This is a genomic window from Parvibaculum lavamentivorans DS-1, from assembly GCF_000017565.1.
Taxonomy (GTDB): domain Bacteria; phylum Pseudomonadota; class Alphaproteobacteria; order Parvibaculales; family Parvibaculaceae; genus Parvibaculum; species Parvibaculum lavamentivorans.
On record NC_009719.1, the window covers coordinates 636,129 to 653,251 of the forward strand.

A 17,123-nucleotide genomic window follows, 5' to 3' on the forward strand; every position below is an offset into this window, starting at 1 on the left:
TGGCAATGACACCGCGCATTCTGGAAACCGCATCGGACTGGCGAGCCTCCGACATCGCCGACGAGGAGGGATGGACGCTTCGTCTTTCGGCTGCGGATGTTGCCGAGATCGATGCCGCGCTCGCACATGCCAAGGCGAAAGGAAGCGACCTCCTCGACGTGACGAAAGTGGATTTTCCGCTGCCGCTGCTGGCGGGAAAACTTGCCCGGCTAGAGGATGACCTCATCAACGGCCGCGGCTTCTGCCGCATCGCGGGCCTGCCCGTGGAGCGCTATTCCGATGACGACGCGTCGCTTATCTATTGGGGCATCGGCATGCATCTCGGCAAACCCTGGCCGCAGAACAAGCATGGGCATCTGCTTGGCGATGTGACGGACCAGGGGAAGTCGGGTGCCGACCCGACCTCGCGCGGCAATGAAATCGGCGGCGTCGCCTTTCCCTACCATTCGGACGGCTCGGACCTTGTCGGCCTGATGTGTCTTCGCAAGGCGAAGTCCGGCGGTATCTCGACGGTGGCGAACGCGGTTGCGATCCACAATGAGTTGGTACGGACGCGCCCCGACCTCGCGGCGCTGCTTTATGAGCCGCAGCCCTATGATTATCGCGGCGAGCAACCGGAGGGCGGCCAGCCTTTCTACTTCGTGCCTGTCTTCACCGAACATGGCGGCCGGTTGTTCGTGCGCTACATCCGGCCTTATATCGAGTCGAGCCAGCGCCACGCGGACGCGCCGCGCCTGAGCGCGAAGGCGCGAGAGGCTTTCGATCTGGTGGATGCGATGTGCGCCGATCCCGCCTTCAATGTCTATATGGACCTGGAACCCGGCGACATGCAGTTCGTGAACAACTACCACGTGTTGCACGCGCGGACGGCCTATGAGGACTGGCCCGAGCGGAACCGCAAGCGGCACCTGAAGCGCCTGTGGCTGGAAACCGCGCAACTGACGGACCGCCCGGAGCGGTTCCGTAACTTCTCGTCGCACTGGTCGAAAAACCGCACCAAAAGCGAATTGAAGATGGATGCCTGAAGCAGGTCAGCCTGCGTGAACGAGATCGCCGGTGACGATGGGCCTGCTGGCGGGGAGGCGGCGGGCCATCATCGGCGCTTCCTTCTCGAAGAAGGTTGCGGCGCGCTCCGCGATGCGTTCCCAGCCCGGCTCGGCGGGTAGCCAGTGCGAGCGTTCGGGCAACCCCTCGAACACGGCCCGGTCTCCATATCCTTCGGCGACGCGCCTTGTGAAGGCAAGAGGCGTCAACGCATCTTCGGCGCCAGTAAGCATCAGAAGCGGGCAGGAAACATCCGCCGGGTTTATCCAGGTGGTGCGCTGGCGGTCGAGAAACCAGTAGCCGATTTCAAAGAAAGCCCGCCCGGATTCGGGCACGAGCGTCGCATAAAGCGCGTCCTGCTCCGCTGGCGGCAGGCCATTTAGAACGCCCGAGCGCATCGCCGCCAGCGAGGGCAGTTGCGGCCGGCGCCAGAACCGCCCCGAAAGAACATGTTCGCTGAAGATCCGCATGGGGCCCCGGTCGAGTGTCACATATCCGGCGCAATGCGCCGAGGCGAGGCAGACGGCCGCCCGCGCGAGCTTCCGGGCGGCGAGTATCTGAGCAAGAAGGCCGCCCATGGAGTGCCCGACGATCAAGGGAGGGCTGCCGAGCTTTTCGATTTCCGCCGTGAGGTCCGCGGCGTAGTCGGCGATGCTCGTGGTGCCGAGATCGGGGTGCGGGGCGACACCGGGTTCCGTGCGATGGCGCAGTGCAGGTGTAACGGTGCGGTAGCCGCGTGCTTCGAAAAAACTGCGGAAGTTGTCCCAGACGGGAGGGCGGCTCCACATACCATGAATGAACATCACGACCTGCTGGCCGCTGCCGGTGTCCATTCGAGATACTGTGCCCGCGCGATGAAAATCCGCACTCATGCAAAACGCCCCCACGTCCAGATGCACGACATCGAGCGGCCGATCGACCGGCCGCGCTACGGGGCCGAGTTAACGACGGAAGGTCTTACGAAATTGCGAATAGGGAGGCGTCTGCCGTTGCTTCCGCGCATCGGTCCCCTTGAAACCCTCCGTTAATCGCGCCACTCTCCCTTGTCGGCGCGGATTGCGCCGAGGATGACCCTGACGGGAATGTTAAAGCGAGGCTTTCGATCATGACGGATACTCGTAGGAGGCGTGGAGCGGGTGCGGGCCGCACTTCGGCCTCGCGGACCAAGACCAAATCTCCCCGGCGGGCGGCTTTTGCGCCGGGCATCGAAATGACGCCGCCCGAGGGCAAGGCAATCTCGCCGAAGACCGGAACGGCCAAGACCAAGGCGAAGAAGGCAGTCACCAGGAAAGCGGTAGCGCAGAAGGGCCCCATGAAGAACGCGGCAACGAAAAAGGCGCCGGTAAAAAAGAGCGCGGCGCAGAAGAAGACCACTGTGAAGAAGGGCGCAGCCAGGAAACCGGCCGCAAAGAAACCCGCGCCCAAGCTGACGCCGGAAAAGACGAAGGTGCGCCGCGATCTGGAAAAGCAGATCGCCAAGCTCTCCAAGGAAGTCGACAAGGCGGAAAAGGAAGCAAAGAAGGCGCTGAAAGTGACCGAGCGGCGCTATGTCGGCGTACTGAAGCAGCTCAAGGCCGACCGGGCCCGGCTGCAGGTGCGCATGGCGCAGCTCGCGAAGCAGGGCGAAGGCGCGTTTGACGACATCAAGACGGGCGTCGAGGGCGCTTACAAGGAATTGTCGGAAGCTGTCCTCAAGGCTTACGGACACTTCAGATAAGCCATACCAGGCAGCGGAATGCAGAAAGGCGCGGAGCGGAATGCTCCGCGCCTTTTTCGTTTGCGCGGCTTGCGCGGCAATCCCGGCTGGGGCCTACTCCGGTCAATAAAAAATCAATATGGCTGGAGGAGCCCACATGAACCGCGTACTCGCCCATACGGGCGCGAAGTATCCGATTGTCCAGGCGCCGATGGGCTGGATCGCCCGCTCGCAGCTTGCCTCCGCCGTCTGCAAGGCGGGCGGCCTCGGCATCATCGAAACCTCGTCGGGCGAAACCGAAGCCTGCAAGGCGGAAATTTTGAAAATGCGGGAGCTGACGGATGCCCCCTTCGGCGTCAACCTGCCGATCCGCTTCCTGCGCGACGATGCGATGCTGCGCTTCGTCTGCGACGCGGGCGTGAAGTTCGTGACGACTTCGGCCGGCAGCCCCGCGAAGTTCATCGCCCCGCTGCACGATGCGGGCATCACTGTCTATCACGCGGTCCCGACCGTCGATGCGGCGATGAAATGCGTGGATGCAGGCATTGACGGGCTGGTAGTCGAGGGCACGGAAGGCGGCGGCTTCAAGAACCCGGAAGAGGTCGGAACGCTGGTCCTGCTGCAGGCGATCCGCGCGAAGTCGGACATACCGATGATCGCGGCTGGAGGCATTTGCGACGGCAAGGGCATGGCGGCGGCCTTCGCACTCGGGGCGGAAGGTGTCCAGATGGGCACGCGCTTCGTGAGCTGCGCCGAAAGCCCGGTACACGAGAACTACAAGCAGGCGATCGTCGATGCAAAGGAGACGGGCACCTATGTGCTCAACAAGAAGTCGACGCCCTGCATCCGCGCGCTGAAGACCGAACGCACGGCGGCGATCCACGAGGAAGGCCTGATGCCGCCGGACACCTTCGCTCGCATTCTCGATCTCTATTTCGGCGGCGATATGGAAGCCGCGGTCGGCCTCGCGGGCGAAACGGCGGGTCTCATCACCTCCGTAAAGCCGGCAAAGGAAATCATCGACGAGACGATAGCGGAGTTCTTCGCCATCACCTCGCGCATGGGAGAGCTCGCCTCGGCGCGAAGCTTCGGCTGACCTCTCAGTGAAGGAGGCGCGGCATGGCTTCCGGAAAGGGAACGCTGGAATGGCACGCCGTTCCCAGAACGAGGCCGGCTGCGGAAAGCGCGAGTGCGAGCCGTTGAGCCGGCCCCCAGATCGGTGAGGCGCCGCAAGGCGCGGCTGCCCATGCAGGATCGAGCGCGGCGCTCGGCGAAGCGCCATGGCGCTGCAAGGCTGCTACGAAACACAGCACACGGACTTCGTCGCTGGTGAGGACGCGCCAGCGAGGGCAGGGGATGGAGAGCGGACGCTGCACGGTGCGCGTGAGCGCGGAAGCAAGATCGGCCACCATGGCCGCACCGCCCGGCAGCTCCAATGCATCGAATGCACGTTGCAGCAGCACCGACCTCTCGGCGCCATCTTCCGCGACGCGCCACTGCACCCGCAGGCTCCATACGAGAAACTGCTCCGCGAAACCAAGTTCGGCCAGCGGCTGATCTGGCGCGTAACCACCGGCCGGACGAGAAAAAAGATCGAGGGTGGCTTCGGCGGATTTCATGACGTCTCCTTCAGTGGGACTCATTCGGAAGCGTGGATGATGATGCAAATGAGAATGACTCGCAAATAAAAAGGACAATGTGAGTCCGGAAGAAGCTCTGGCCTCCAGTTATGGAAACGTCACTTTTCCGCGGAAATCCTAGGTTTTCATTGACAGGGGCCAGCATGGCCATTACACACGCGTCCGAACGCAATCGCACGTGCCACTGGCCGATCCAGGTTACGTAACGGCGTACGCGTCTCTTTGGACAATTTCGGCGGCATGCCCGAGGTCGGGCATTGTTCAGGTACCTCCGCCGGGTTTCGAGGGAGATTGCATATGTCCGGTTCCAGACCGAGGGGCTGAGGCCCCTGATCAAGCCGCGCAAGCGGGAGCGATAGCCCCGCAAATCGGCAAACTGAGCGGTCCGTCAGGACCATCCGCGTTCAATCCACGAACATTCCCATTGGCTCCGGCGCGCGCAGTTGAACCTGCGTCTCCGTCCGGCAAGCCAGGTCCATCTACTGGTTGGAGAGAGGCACATGCCCGATACCAATGCCCTCTTCCAATTGGGGATCGACTTGAATCGCGATTCAAGCAGCACCCAGGCGGAAGTACTCGAGTTTCCCGTTCACCCCGCTCATGAAGTGAAGGCATCGCCCGTCACGTCATCGGATGAACGCAAGGACTTCTTCATCGAGCGCGACGGAGACCGTTTCGCCGGTACGCACCTCATCATCGATCTGATCGGGGCAAGCCGCCTCGACGATCTCGCGCATATCGAAGCGGCGCTGCGGCGCTGTGTCGAAGTGTCGAAGGCGACGTTGCTGCACATCCATCTCCATCACTTCACGCCGAATGGCGGCGTGTCGGGTGTGGCTGTGCTGTCGGAGAGCCACATCTCGATCCATAGCTGGCCGGAAGCCGACTATGCGGCGCTCGACGTCTTCATGTGCGGCGAGGCCGAACCGCACAACGCGATCGAAGTGCTGCGGGAGGCTTTCAGCCCGAGCGACATCCGCGTCGATGAACACCGTCGCGGACGGGGCATGGTCTGATGACCGAGGCCCCGAAAGGCCGCTGGATCGTGGAAACCCTCTATGAAAAAGAGGGTTTCACCTGCGCCTTCCGCGCCGACAAGGTTTTCCACGAAGAGAACACGGCCGAACAGAATCTCGTGATTTTCGAGAACGCGCTGTTCGGACGGATGATGGCGCTCGACGGCATCACGCAGGTAACGGAGCGCGACGAGTTCATCTATCACGAGATGATGACCCATGTGCCGATCCTGGCGCATGGGCGCGTGCGCCGCGTGCTCATCATCGGCGGCGGCGACGGCGGCATCCTGCGCGAAGTGCTCCGCCACAAGAAGGTCGATAAGGTCACGATGGTCGAAATCGATCCGGCCGTGACCGACTTCTGCAAAAAGCAGCTCCCGAAAATTTCGGACGGTGCTTTCGACGATCCGCGTCTCGATCTCGTCTTCGCGGATGGTGCGAAATTCGTGGAGGAAACGACCGAAAAATACGATGTGATTATCGTGGATTCGACCGACCCGATCGGGCCGGGCGAAGTTTTGTTTCGCGAGAGCTTCTATCGCGCGGCGAGCGGCGTGCTGACGCCGGGCGGCGTGATCGTGACGCAGAACGGCGTACCGTTCATGCAAGGCAGCGAACTGAAAGCCACGATGGAAAAATTCCGCCGCCTCTTCAAAGAGGCGACCTGCTATCTGGCCACCATCCCCACCTATGTCGGCGGACCGATGGCGATGGGATGGGGCACGGATGACGCGACACTGACCTCCCTGCCGCTTGAGGAAATCGAACGGCGGTTTGCGGAGGAGGGTTTCGCGACCCGCTACTACACGCCTGAGGTTCACAAGGCCGCCTTCGCCTTGCCGCGCTACGTCCTCGATTGCGTGGCTCCCTGAATGTGCGAAGCGGCGAAGAAATTGCTGCACTGCATACAACTAACGTCGATTGACACGAATCGATGAAGGTCGTTTGCTGAATGCAAGGCTTATTGGGTCCAGGGTGGTGAGACCCAAATAAAAAAGCGGGGTCCGGGAATGGCTGATATCGACCGGGACGTGCAGAACGTGACCTGGCTCGAAAGCTTCGCAAGCAGGAAGGCGGGACGGCGGCGCGACCAACAGCCGGCGGAAGCCGAAGCGCCGGGCTTTGCCGATATGCTGATCGTGAATCTGGGCGGTCTTTTCTCTGTCGCTCTGGCGTCGCTCGGTGTGTGGAAGCTCGCGGAGCTGATCATCTGAAGACAGATGAGTGGCGTGAAGGTCAGCCGATCTTTTCGGCCGACACGATGATGCCGTCGCCATCCGCGTAGAGCCACTCGCCGGGCGCGATCGTCAAGCCGGCGAAATTCAGAACCACGTCTTTTTCGCCGAGACCGCGTTTTTCGCTCCGCTTCGGATGCGCCGCAAGTGCCTTGACGCCGATGGCGCATAATGCGAGTTCGGCCGTGTCGCGCACACAGCCATTGACGACCACGCCGGCCCAGCCATTTTCCTCCGCCAGCTTGCCGAGATTGCCGCCGAACAGCGCGCAGTCCATCAACCCCTCGCCATCGACGACGAGTACGCGGCCTTCGCCTTTCGTCTCCACCGCTTCGCGAACCTTGCTGTTGTCGCCGGGTGCGTGAAGTGTCGCCACTGGACCGGAAAAGGCGAGTCTGCCGCCATAGTCGCGGAAGACAGGCGCCGCATGACGAACAAGCGCCGGATGGGCATCCGAAAGATCGGTGGTAGCGGGCGAGGAAGATTTGGTCATTGTGCTTTCCCTAAGGTAACGGCGCTGTTCTTACCTCCCCGGCGGCGCTTTGTCTGCCCCTGTTCGGCAGGCCGCGTCACCATCCTTTGAGGCGGTTCCGCCACATTGGAAAAGGCGTTAGGCTTTCGCAATCGGTATCGGGAAAACCCGGAGGCGGCCTTCAGGGAGGACCGCCGAACCGGCAGGAGGAACAAATGGCATTAGCATATGATGCGCCGGCAAACCCGCAGGCGGCGTCCGGTCCGGACGTTGCAATTCTCGGCGCTGGCGTCGCCGGCATCTGCACCGCGATAAAGTTGAAGCAGGCCGGCATTCACAATTTCACGATCTACGAGAAGGCAAGCGAGATCGGCGGGACATGGCGCGACAACACCTATCCGGGTTGCTCCTGCGACGTGCCGCTGCACATGTATCAGTTCTCCTTCGACATGCGACCGACCTGGACGAAGAAGTATGTCTTCGCCGCCGACATCAAGGCCTATCTTGAATCCGTGGTCGACAAATACGGACTGCGCGGACACATTCGCTTCAACACCGAGATCGACGACGCCCGCTTCGACGAACAGTCTGGCATCTGGACGCTCAAGTCGGGCGAGCAGAGCTTCACCGCACATGTCGTCGCGGCGGGAACGGGACAGCTGCATCGCCCGGTCTGGCCGGACATCAAGGGGCGCGAAACATTTCGCGGCGATCATTGGCACTCGGCGCAGTGGAACCACAATGTCGATCTGAAGGGCAAGCGCATCGCCGTGATCGGCAACGGCGCGAGCGCGATCCAGTTCGTGCCCGAGATTGCAAAGGAAGCCGGCAGCGTCACGATTTTCCAACGCTCCGCAAGCTGGGTGCTGCCGCGCCCGCAACGCGAATTCCATGGCTGGGAAAAGGCGCTTTACAAGGCGCTGCCCTGGACGATGAACATCCAGCGCTGGAAGATCTACTGGTTCGGCGAACTTCTGTTCCGCACGTTCCACACATCCGGCGACAAGCTGAAGCAGATGGGCATCGACGAGATGGAGCTTTATGTCTCCGATCCCGAAAAGAAGCGCAAGCTGACGCCCGATTACGAACCCGGCTGCAAGCGCGTTCTCTTCGCGAATGACTGGTGGCCGGCCATGGGCATGGATCATGTGGACGTCGTGACCGACGGCATCGACGAGATCACGCCGACCGGCATCAAGACGAAGGACGGCGCCTTGCGCGACTTCGACATCATCGTCTACAGCACCGGCTTCGACACGACGCATTTCCTCGGGCCGATGTCGATGAAGGGGATCGCCGGACGCGATCTGAAAGATGCCTGGAAGACGGGCGCCGAAGCGCATCACGGCATGACAGTGGCGGGCTTCCCGAACTTCTTCATGCTCTACGGACCGAACACAAATCTCGGCCACAACTCGATCATCTTCATGATCGAATGCCAGGCGAACTACATCACGCAATGCGTGAAGAAGATCAGGGACGACAATCTGCTCTATCTCGACGTGAAACCGGAAGCGCAGCGCGCATCGAACGAGAGCGTGCAGGCGGACAATGCAAACTCCGTTTTCGCGAGCGGCTGCACGAGCTGGTACAAGACGGAAAGCGGCAAGGTCACGAATAACTGGGCGAACTACACGTTCAAATACTGGTGGCGGACGCGGCGGCCGGACTTCGCGGAATATAACCTCCGTACAAGGACGGAAGTCCCTCAAGGCGCCGGTGCGGAAGGTGTAGGAAGCAGGGCGGCAGCGGCGGAATAGACGTCTCCGAACCGGTTTTGACGGGGCCAAATGGGGTATCCCGATACCTCTTTTGGCCCCACTGTCATCGAACCGTCATAAAACCGTCATGAGCTGCTTCCGCGCGTCCGAGGGTCGCGAAAACCGGGGATAAGATGCGCGGGGTGGAGTGAATTTAGGGTCCAGGAAAAAACTTGTCCCCGCTTTTCGGATACCTCGATCACTCGGGAGGCATCATGTCGGACGGCATCGAGATCGACTTGTCGGAGGCAAGAAAATCAGCCGAGCTTGTCAGGGACGTCCTGCGCAGACTGCGCTCAAACTTTGACCTCACACCCTATGAATTTACAAGAAGTGTCCGGATCGCTCCTGGCGAGATTCCGCATAGCCACCCGACGCTGACGCTAAATACGATGATACGCGGAGAGGAACAGCTTCTGTGCACCTATCTCCACGAACAGATGCATTGGTATGTAACGTGGTATTCCTATGCCAATCGTCCCGGCTGGCAGGCGATCTCTGAAGCCATCAAACATATGATGCCGTCGGTGCCGGTGCAGTTCCCGCAAGGTGCGCATACCGAGGCGTCGTCATATCTCCACATCATTATCAACTGGCTCGAAGTGGAGGTTGCTGCGGCCTTGCTAGGGCGCGCTGAAGCTATGAAGCTCGCCGCGGAGAATTTTGTCTATAGCGGCATCTATGAGCTGGTGCTTCAAGATTGGAACAACCTGGAAAGTCTGTACCTCAAACACGGCCTTGTTCCGATCCGACCGGCCACCGAATTCTCGAATGAGGACTTGCTTCTCGCTGCACGACAAGATGAAGCGGAGGGTTGAGAAAGGCTATTCCCCCATCGCCTCGCGCACGGCGGCGGCGGTGAAGGCGTCGCCGGGCATGAAGGATTCGATGATGAGTTCCGAGAAGGTGATGTCGACGGCGGTGCCGAAGACGGTGGTAGCGGTGAAGAAGGAAAGCGTGCCGGCATCGCTTTTGAGTTTCAGCGGCACGATGAGCCCGCCGAATTCGGCCTCGTGGTTTTCGCGCGGCTTCAATCCGCCCGGATAGGTTTCAAGTTCCTTCACCAGCGCGATCAGCCCTTCGTCATTCGTCAGGTCGATCTGATGTTGAAGCCGCATGAAGACATGCGCGCGCCACTCGCCGAGATTTTCGATGCGGGAGCCAAGCCCTTGCGGATGCAGGCTGAGGCGCAGCACGTTGATCGGCGGCTGAAGCAGCTCCTCCGGTATGCCCGCAAGGAAGAGCGGAACGGCGCGGTTCGCCGCGACGAGATGCCAGTGCCGGTCGACGGCGAGGGCGGGAAAGGGCTCATGCGACGCGAGCACGAGGTCGACCGCGCGACGCGCGGCGGCGGCATCCGGACTGTCGAGCCGCGTTTCCGAATAGACCGGCGCGTAGCCAGCCGCGAGCAGCAGCGAATTGCGCTCGCGGAACGGCACTTCCAGAAGATCGGCGAGATGCAGCAGCATCTGGCGGCTTGGGCGCGAGCGGCCGGTTTCGAGGAAGCTCAAATGGCGCGCGGAAATCTCCGCGTCGCAGGCGAAGGCAAGCTGGCTGAGGCGGCGGCGCTGGCGCCACTCGCGCAGGAGGTCGCCGACGGGTTGAGTGTGCATTTTCATGGGAGAAAGCTACTGCGCCCCACGCCGCCGGACAATTACCTCCCGCGTAATCGACCCGGGGCAGCCGCCTCCCCAACTATGGCTCCAGAAACCCGCGCCTTCATGCGCGAGGCAAACAAAGGAGAAAACCAATGGCTATCGCACTCGCAAACGCATTTCCGCTCCGCCATGTCGTACTGGTGGACGGCATCGTCAGCGGCGCCATGGGCGCGCTGCTGATCGCAGGCGCGGGCCCGCTTTCGGGACTGCTCGGCTTTCCCGCGCAATTTCTCTTCTGGGTCGGTGTCGCGCTGTTGCCCTGGATGGCGGCGCTTGTCGTGCTCGGACGGCGGGAGCCGGTGAGCCGGCCGGGCGTCGAAACCGTGATCGCGCTCAATGCGCTCTGGGTGCTCGGCAGCATCGCGGTGCTGGTGGGCGGCTTCTTCGAGCCGACGGCGCTCGGCATCGCTTTCGTGATCGCGCAAGGCGCGGCGGTGGCGCTCTTCGCCGAGTTCCAGTTCATGGGCCTGCGCCGCGAGGCCTGAGGCGGATGGTCTTCGCACAAAAGAAAGGGCCGCGACGGCTACCGTTCGCGGCCCTTTCCTCTCCGGCTGCCCCCCAGCTCCGCCGGAAAAGAACAGAGGAAGAGTAAGCGCGCGCACCGGCCTTCGCCCCCTCGTCTTCGAGGGGAAACGGAAATATTCCGGGTGAGGGGAGGCCCGCGCCATCGAGCGAGCCTCCCCTTTTGCCGTTCAGTGACAGGTGGCGTCCTCGATCACGCTGCCGTCGCTGAAGGCGATGGAACCGGACACGCCGCCGGGAGGCGCGGTGCAGAGAGTGCCCCCGGCCGTGGCGGCATTCTCGTTGCCGCTGCCGGAAAGAACATTGCCGAAGTCGTTCACGAGGAGGAGGTCGCCGCCGATCGTTCCCCCGATCAGCGTATCCGACAGGGCGAGGCGGTTGTCCTCAAGGAGATAGATCGCGTCCCAACCCGCATCGCGGAAAGTGGCGCCTGTCACGGTGATGTCGTTGTTCGCCATGGCGGAAAGCGAGGAGCCGAAAGTATTCTCCACCAGGCTGTCCTCGAGGATGAATGTGTTGTTGTCGTAGAGGTCGATGCCATGCCCGCCCGTATCGCGGATGGTGAGGCCGCTCGCCCGCACAATGTTTCCATCGACGGCGAGAAGGGCGGCATCGCCCGTGCCGCTGAAGACGGCATTCTCGATCACGGCTTCATTGCCGGAATTGAGCAACAGGGCGCCGGTCATCGAGACGTTGGAAATCTCGACATTCTGCATATGGAGGAAATTATCCGTGTCGAGATAGAGCCCGGCCAGCATGACGTCATCCATGGTCGAGTTCCGCATCACGATAGTGTTGCGGTCATTGGCCATGACGCCCGCAAAGCCGATCCGCGACATATGGACATTGTCCATGACGATCCCGTTGCCCATCCCCAGATCGATGCCGCCGCCCGACAGATCCGACAGGGAGAGGTTCGTCAGGTGGATGTTGCCTTTATTATTGCCGACCACGATGCCCGAATTGGCCATACCGGAATTTCCATCGAAGGCGATACCGGTGACATGCGTGTTGCTGCCATGGAGGAGCAGCATGTCGTCGCAGCCGCAACCGCCGCCAAGCAATGTCGGCGCGGCGCCGGGGACGGTGTAGGTGACGGCGATGCCGGAGGCGACGCCGCGCAGCGCGAGCTGAGATCCGCCGCCCGCCAGCGTGCGGTCGCCATCTAGGACGATGCCCGAGGCGGCGACGGCGCCTGCCGAACCATCGAGCAGGACGAGACTGTTCGCACCGGCGGCATGGGTTGCGGCATAGAGATCCTGCGTTGAATCCACGCGCACGACATTCTCGAAGACGGTGCCCGTCAGCGCATCTGCGACCTTTTCGGCGCGGCTCGGCGCGGTGACGATATCCGTGTCGCGGATGATGGGTTCGGCCATGCGCCGCTCGACGGGCGAGAGGGTCTTCGCCGCATCGCCGCCATAAAGCGGAATCCGCAGGCGGAAGCCCGCTTCCCATTGGTCGTGGCGGTAGCTGTCATGCTGGAAGCTGCTTTCGAAGGAAAGCCGCGAGCCGGCAAGGCCCGGCACCGCATCCAGAATGCGCCATTCCGCGCGCAGCCTCGGCCCCTGCACCGGCTTGGCGAGGTCGCTGTCGTCGAAGCGATAGCCGCCCGCATAGAGACGGAATTCATGACGCTCGCGATCCGCGCCGAGCGCCTCGAGCGGCAGGCGCCAGCCGACTTCGCCCTCGAAGCCGCCAAGCACAAGCTCGCGTCCGCCGGTGAGGAGGATTTGCGAACCGCTCAATTCCACACGGGCCATGCCCGGCGCCGCCTTGCCATCGGCGAGCGGCACGAAACCATTGAGCCGGAAATCGTAGTCGGCGGCAAGCGCCTCGATGCCGAACGCCGCCTGATCGAATGTGTTGCCGGAGACGGACTCGCGAATATCGTAGCCGCCCCAGAGACCGAGATTGACGTCCCACGCCGTCATCCGGCGATAGCCGAGCGCGAAATTGCCTTCCGTGACGCCCTCGCTGAAGAGTTTGCCCTTCACATCGGCGAAGAGGAGGCTCTCGCCGCTCTGGAAGAGGGGCATGAAAGCGGTGGCTTCGCCGCGATCGCGCTCCGTGGAGAGAAAGCCGCCGGCCTCGATCCACGGCCCCCATTTCGCGGCGCTCTCGGCGAAAGCCGGCGCCGCGGCGGCGAGCGATACTGAAAATGGCAATGCAAACAAAAGGCGGCTCAACCGGCTCATGCGTCTTCCTCACTGGTACTGGGTGCGATTCGATTTCGGCCAGTATGGAAAGCAGAAAATCGAACCGCCCCCTCGCGAATGAGGGTGACAAAGCTAAAGACATTTACTGCCGGAAGCAGAAGCCCCCGGAGTGAGGCGAGCCGCTTACGGGCAGGACCCGTCGACAATATCCGGGCCGCCATCGAAGCCGATGGTGCCGGTGAAGCTGCCCGGCACGGCGGTGCAGAGATTGTTGCCCACAACGGCATTGTTCTCGTTGCCGGAGCCGGAGAGCGTATTACCCGACCCGCCAACGGTGAGGATGTCCTCGACGACCGTGCCTTCGAAGACCGAGCCGGAAACGCTCACGGAGTTGTCGTCCTCGATATAGAAGGCGCTCAGGCCGATGTTGCGGAAGGTCAAGCCCGAAAGGGTGAAGTCGTTATCCAGCAGACCCGAAACGCCGTCATTGCCGATCTCTTCCAGGAGACCGCCGGTCACGTTGACCGTGTTGCCGATATTGAAATTGAGGCCGTTCCAACCCGTCTGCCGGATCGTCAGCCCCATAGCCTCGATCGTGTTTCCGGTGTCGCCTTCGATGCCGGAGTCCAACACGTCCTCGATGGTGACATCGGTGAGGGCGAGATTGTTGTAATCGAAAAGCTCAAAGCCGCTGCCGCCCGATTCCGTAATGGTGAGGCCGCTCGCGACGATGGTGTTGTCCGTTCCGACATAGACCGCCGATGCGGCCGTGTCGTCGAACAGCGCGTTCGCGATGGTGACATCGTTGGTGGAATTCAGTATGAGCGCCGAGCCAAAGTCGACGCGCCTGATTTCCATGTTCGAGATCGAGATGACGTTGTCGGTGCCTGCGTAAATACCCGCGGCATAGAGCACGTCCATGACCGAGTTTCTGACGGTGATACTGTTCCGGTTCTCGAAATAGATGCCGAAGATGTCCTCGTAGAAGTTCACGCCGTCGACGAATATCTCGTTGTCTTCGTTGCCACCGATGCCGGCATACGCCACTTCGCGTATTTCGAGATTTGTGAAATGCAGATTGCGCTGGTTGCTGTCGAGGAAGATACCGAAGTCGGCGAAGCCGCTGTCGCCATCCAGGACCATACCGGTCACATGCGTATTGCTGCCGGCGAGGGACAGGATGTCGCAACCGCAAAGTTGCGAAACGATCGTTGGCGTGACGCCCGGGATCGCATAGTTGACCAGGATGCCCGAAGTGACGCCGCGCAGCCCGAGGACCGATCCCGCGCCTGCCACGGTCTGATCCGGCTCGATCCATGCGCCGGGGACGTCGCCGTTTCCGCCGTCGACGATGATGAGGCTGTTGGCACCTGCCGCAAGCGACGTGGCGTCGAGATCGCCCGATCCGTCGACGCGCGCCACGCGGTCGAAGGTGACGCCGGTAAGGGCGTCGGCGACTTTTTCCGTCTTGCTCGGCGCCGTAACGATGTCGGTGTCGCGGACGAGCGCTTCCGTCATGCGGCGCTCGATGGGCGCGAGGTTCTTCGGGGCGTCGCCGGCGAAGAGCGGGATGCGCAGGCGGAAGCCGGCTTCCCACTGGTCGTCGCGGTAGCTGTCGTGCTGGAAGCTCGTCTCGAAGGAGAGGCGCGAGCCCGCGAGGCCGGGAATGATTTCGTTGATGCGCCATTCGGCGCGGACGCGCGGACCCTGCACCGGCTTCGAAAGGTCGCTGTCGTCGAAGCGGTAGCCGCCCGCATAGACGCGGAATTCGTTGCGCTCGGCATCGGCGCCGAGGTTTTCGAGCGGTACGCGCCAGCCGAGTTCGCCCTCGATGCCCCAGAGCGGCACTTCGCGGCCGCCGGTCATCAGAATTTGCGAACCGGAGAGTTCGATGGTTGTGAGGCCGCCGCCTGCTTTCGCATCGCTCGTCGGCACATAGCCGTTGAGGCGCGCGTCGTAATCGACGGAGAGAGCTTCGAAGCCGAAGGCGGCCTGGCCGAACGTGTTGCCGGTTTCGGATTCGCGGATGTCGTAGCCGCCCCAGACGCCCAGGTTCCAGCCTTGTTCCGTCATCTGACGATAGCCGAGCGCGAAATTGCCCTCCTTCACACTTTCGGAAAAGAGCTTGCCTTTCACATCGGCGAAGAGGAGGGAGTTCTCATTCTGAAGAAGCGGCGCGAAGCCGGTGACTTCGCCTCGGTCGCGTTCGCTGGAGAGAAAGCCGCCGCCCTCGATCCAGGGGCTCCATTTGTCCGCATGAGCGGGCGAGGCCGAGACCGCAAGGAACGCCGATGCCGCCAGAACGCCTGCCGCCACGAACCGAACCCGTGCCTTCCAGACCATGAGAGCCCCCGCTTCCCACCCCGTGCCATTCCGGCACGCTTGATTCCTAGGGCAGACCGGGAAAGCTGTCTATTAAAACCGGCATTTCGGGAAATAATGGCGGTCATGACAGCGGGGGAGACAAGGAACCAGCCATGAATTGCGCCGTTCCGAGCCGCAATTCTTCCACCCTCCCACAGGGGGAGGAGGGCGTGGCAAAGAAAAAAGCCGCCGGGTTGCCCCGGCGGCTTGATCGTTTCGTCCGTAGAAAGAGCGGCTTAGTGGGCGCCGGCTTTCTTGAACTGGTCGGCTTCGGTCGAGTCACCGAGCGCCGTGGTGGAGCTTTCGCCACCGGCCGCCGCGATGGAGACCATGTCGAAATAGCCGGTGCCGACTTCGCGCTGGTGGCGGGTCGCGGTGTAGCCCTTCGACTCCGAGGCGAATTCGGCCTGCTGGAGTTCGGAATAGGCGGCCATGCCGCGGTCGCGGTAGCCCGACGCGAGTTCGAACATGCCGTGGTTGAGCTGGTGGAAGCCCGCCAGCGTGACGAACTGGTACTTGTAGCCCATCGCCGCGATTTCCTTCTGGAACTTCGCGATGGTCGCCTTGTCGAGATTCGCTTCCCAGTTGAAGGAGGGCGAGCAGTTATAGGCGAGGAGCTGGTCCGGATATTCCTTGCGGATGGCCTCGGCGAAACGCTTCGCATCGTCGAGGTTCGGCTTGGAAGTTTCCCACCAGAGCAGGTCGGCATAAGGCGCGAAGGAGAGGCCGCGCTTGATGCAATGATCGACGCCCGTGCCCGGCTTCAGGCGGTAGAAGCCTTCGATGGTGCGGCCCTTCTCGAAATCGATGAACTCGTGATCGCGCTCGTCGATGTCCGACGTGATGAGGTTCGCGCTTTCGGCGTCGGTACGCGCCATGATGAGCGTCGGCGTGCCGGAAACGTCGGCGGCGAGGCGCGCGGCGTTCAGGTTGCGCTCATGGGCGCGGCTCGGGATCAGAACCTTGCCGCCGAGATGGCCGCACTTCTTTTCCGACGCGAGCTGGTCTTCGTAGTGGACGCCGGCGGCGCCCGCTTCGATATAGGCCTTCATGATTTCGAAGCAGTTGAGCGGGCCGCCGAAACCGGCTTCCGCGTCGGCGACGATCGGCAGGAACCAGTCGCGCTTGGCGCCGCCTTCCGAATGCTCGATCTCGTCGGCGCGCTTGAGCGCACGGTTGATCTTCTTCGCGAGTTCCGGACCGGCATTCGCGGGATAGAGCGACTGGTCGGGATACATCGCGCCGGCGGTGTTGGCGTCGGCGGCAACCTGCCAGCCCGAGAGATAGATCGCCTTCAGGCCCGCGCGCGCCATCTGCATGGCCTGGTTGCCGGAAAGGGCGCCCAGCGAATGCACATAGTCGGTCGTGTGCAGGAGTTCCCAGAGCTTGTTCGCGCCGCGCGTGGCGAGCGTGTACTCGATGGGGAAGGAGCCGCGCAGCTTCTCGACGTCTTCGACGCTGTAGTTGCGCTTCACATTGTCGAAGCGGCCCTTGGGCGCTCCGGGGACGAGATCGTAAAAGGTCTTCTTGCTCATGGTGCTGTCCTCAGCGGGGTCA

The 17,123-nt window shown here is 62.2% G+C and carries 16 protein-coding genes; 9 read left to right on the top strand and 7 right to left on the bottom strand.

Annotated elements, in window-relative coordinates:
• Window positions 1–5: 5 nt before the first annotated feature.
• Entirely contained in the window at window positions 6–1,025 is a 1,020-nt protein-coding gene (locus PLAV_RS02945; RefSeq protein WP_011995491.1) for a TauD/TfdA family dioxygenase, read from the top strand.
• A 6-nt stretch (window positions 1,026–1,031) separates the two neighbouring features.
• Here the strand turns inward: PLAV_RS02945 and PLAV_RS02950 are convergent, their stop codons facing one another.
• Window positions 1,032–1,916, bottom strand: coding sequence for an alpha/beta hydrolase (locus PLAV_RS02950; RefSeq protein WP_011995492.1), 885 nt, complete (start codon window positions 1,914–1,916; stop codon window positions 1,032–1,034).
• Between the two features lie 338 nt (window positions 1,917–2,254).
• Between PLAV_RS02950 and PLAV_RS18690 the strand changes: the two genes are divergently transcribed.
• Together PLAV_RS18690 and PLAV_RS02960 are read left to right on the top strand one after the other, a co-directional pair.
• Window positions 2,255–2,761, top strand: coding sequence for a sll1863 family stress response protein (locus PLAV_RS18690; RefSeq protein WP_049767691.1), 507 nt, complete (start codon window positions 2,255–2,257; stop codon window positions 2,759–2,761).
• A gap of 136 nt (window positions 2,762–2,897) precedes the next feature.
• Window positions 2,898–3,836, top strand: a complete 939-nt coding sequence (locus PLAV_RS02960; RefSeq protein ID WP_011995494.1) for an NAD(P)H-dependent flavin oxidoreductase — start codon at window positions 2,898–2,900, stop codon at window positions 3,834–3,836.
• A gap of 4 nt (window positions 3,837–3,840) precedes the next feature.
• Here the strand turns inward: PLAV_RS02960 and PLAV_RS18695 are convergent, their stop codons facing one another.
• Window positions 3,841–4,359 (bottom strand): hypothetical protein, encoded by a 519-nt coding sequence (locus PLAV_RS18695; protein ID WP_049767692.1) that lies wholly within the window; start codon window positions 4,357–4,359, stop codon window positions 3,841–3,843.
• Window positions 4,360–4,880: 521 nt separating this feature from the next.
• Between PLAV_RS18695 and speD the strand changes: the two genes are divergently transcribed.
• The 3 genes from speD (at window position 4,881) to PLAV_RS02980 (ending at window position 6,610) form a co-directional block, all read left to right on the top strand.
• The gene (gene speD / locus PLAV_RS02970) at window positions 4,881–5,396 is read left to right on the top strand and encodes an adenosylmethionine decarboxylase (protein WP_011995496.1); all 516 of its coding nucleotides are present in this window, start codon (window positions 4,881–4,883) and stop codon (window positions 5,394–5,396) included.
• On the top strand, window positions 5,396–6,268 hold the full coding sequence (speE, locus tag PLAV_RS02975) for a polyamine aminopropyltransferase (protein ID WP_011995497.1): 873 nt from the start codon (window positions 5,396–5,398) through the stop codon (window positions 6,266–6,268). The genes speD and speE overlap by 1 nt, the downstream gene beginning before the upstream one ends.
• A gap of 138 nt (window positions 6,269–6,406) precedes the next feature.
• Window positions 6,407–6,610, top strand: a complete 204-nt coding sequence (locus PLAV_RS02980; RefSeq protein ID WP_011995498.1) for a hypothetical protein — start codon at window positions 6,407–6,409, stop codon at window positions 6,608–6,610.
• A 22-nt stretch (window positions 6,611–6,632) separates the two neighbouring features.
• Here PLAV_RS02980 and rraA read toward each other — a convergent pair whose 3' ends face one another.
• On the bottom strand, window positions 6,633–7,124 hold the full coding sequence (gene rraA, locus PLAV_RS02985; protein ID WP_011995499.1) for a ribonuclease E activity regulator RraA: 492 nt from the start codon (window positions 7,122–7,124) through the stop codon (window positions 6,633–6,635).
• Window positions 7,125–7,318: 194 nt separating this feature from the next.
• On the opposite strand from rraA, the gene PLAV_RS02990 reads away from it, so the two are divergent.
• Together PLAV_RS02990 and PLAV_RS02995 are read left to right on the top strand one after the other, a co-directional pair.
• Window positions 7,319–8,863, top strand: coding sequence for a flavin-containing monooxygenase (locus PLAV_RS02990; protein WP_011995500.1), 1,545 nt, complete (start codon window positions 7,319–7,321; stop codon window positions 8,861–8,863).
• A gap of 215 nt (window positions 8,864–9,078) precedes the next feature.
• Window positions 9,079–9,681 (top strand): hypothetical protein, encoded by a 603-nt coding sequence (locus PLAV_RS02995; protein ID WP_011995501.1) that lies wholly within the window; start codon window positions 9,079–9,081, stop codon window positions 9,679–9,681.
• 6 nt (window positions 9,682–9,687) lie between these two features.
• Here the strand turns inward: PLAV_RS02995 and PLAV_RS03000 are convergent, their stop codons facing one another.
• A complete protein-coding gene (locus tag PLAV_RS03000) occupies window positions 9,688–10,482 on the bottom strand; it encodes a helix-turn-helix domain-containing protein (RefSeq protein ID WP_011995502.1) in 795 nt (264 codons plus the stop codon).
• 131 nt (window positions 10,483–10,613) lie between these two features.
• On the opposite strand from PLAV_RS03000, the gene PLAV_RS03005 reads away from it, so the two are divergent.
• Window positions 10,614–11,006: a hypothetical protein gene (locus PLAV_RS03005; RefSeq protein ID WP_011995503.1), complete on the top strand. Its 393-nt coding sequence runs from the start codon at window positions 10,614–10,616 to the stop codon at window positions 11,004–11,006.
• Between the two features lie 207 nt (window positions 11,007–11,213).
• On the opposite strand, the gene PLAV_RS03010 is transcribed toward PLAV_RS03005, so the two are convergent.
• From PLAV_RS03010 to aceA, 3 genes are all read right to left on the bottom strand, one after another.
• Window positions 11,214–13,241, bottom strand: a complete 2,028-nt coding sequence (locus PLAV_RS03010; protein ID WP_011995504.1) for a right-handed parallel beta-helix repeat-containing protein — start codon at window positions 13,239–13,241, stop codon at window positions 11,214–11,216.
• 144 nt (window positions 13,242–13,385) lie between these two features.
• Window positions 13,386–15,545, bottom strand: a complete 2,160-nt coding sequence (locus tag PLAV_RS03015) for a right-handed parallel beta-helix repeat-containing protein (protein WP_011995505.1) — start codon at window positions 15,543–15,545, stop codon at window positions 13,386–13,388.
• Between the two features lie 257 nt (window positions 15,546–15,802).
• On the bottom strand, window positions 15,803–17,101 hold the full coding sequence (gene aceA / locus PLAV_RS03020; protein ID WP_011995506.1) for an isocitrate lyase: 1,299 nt from the start codon (window positions 17,099–17,101) through the stop codon (window positions 15,803–15,805).
• Between the last annotated feature and the right edge of the window lie 22 nt (window positions 17,102–17,123).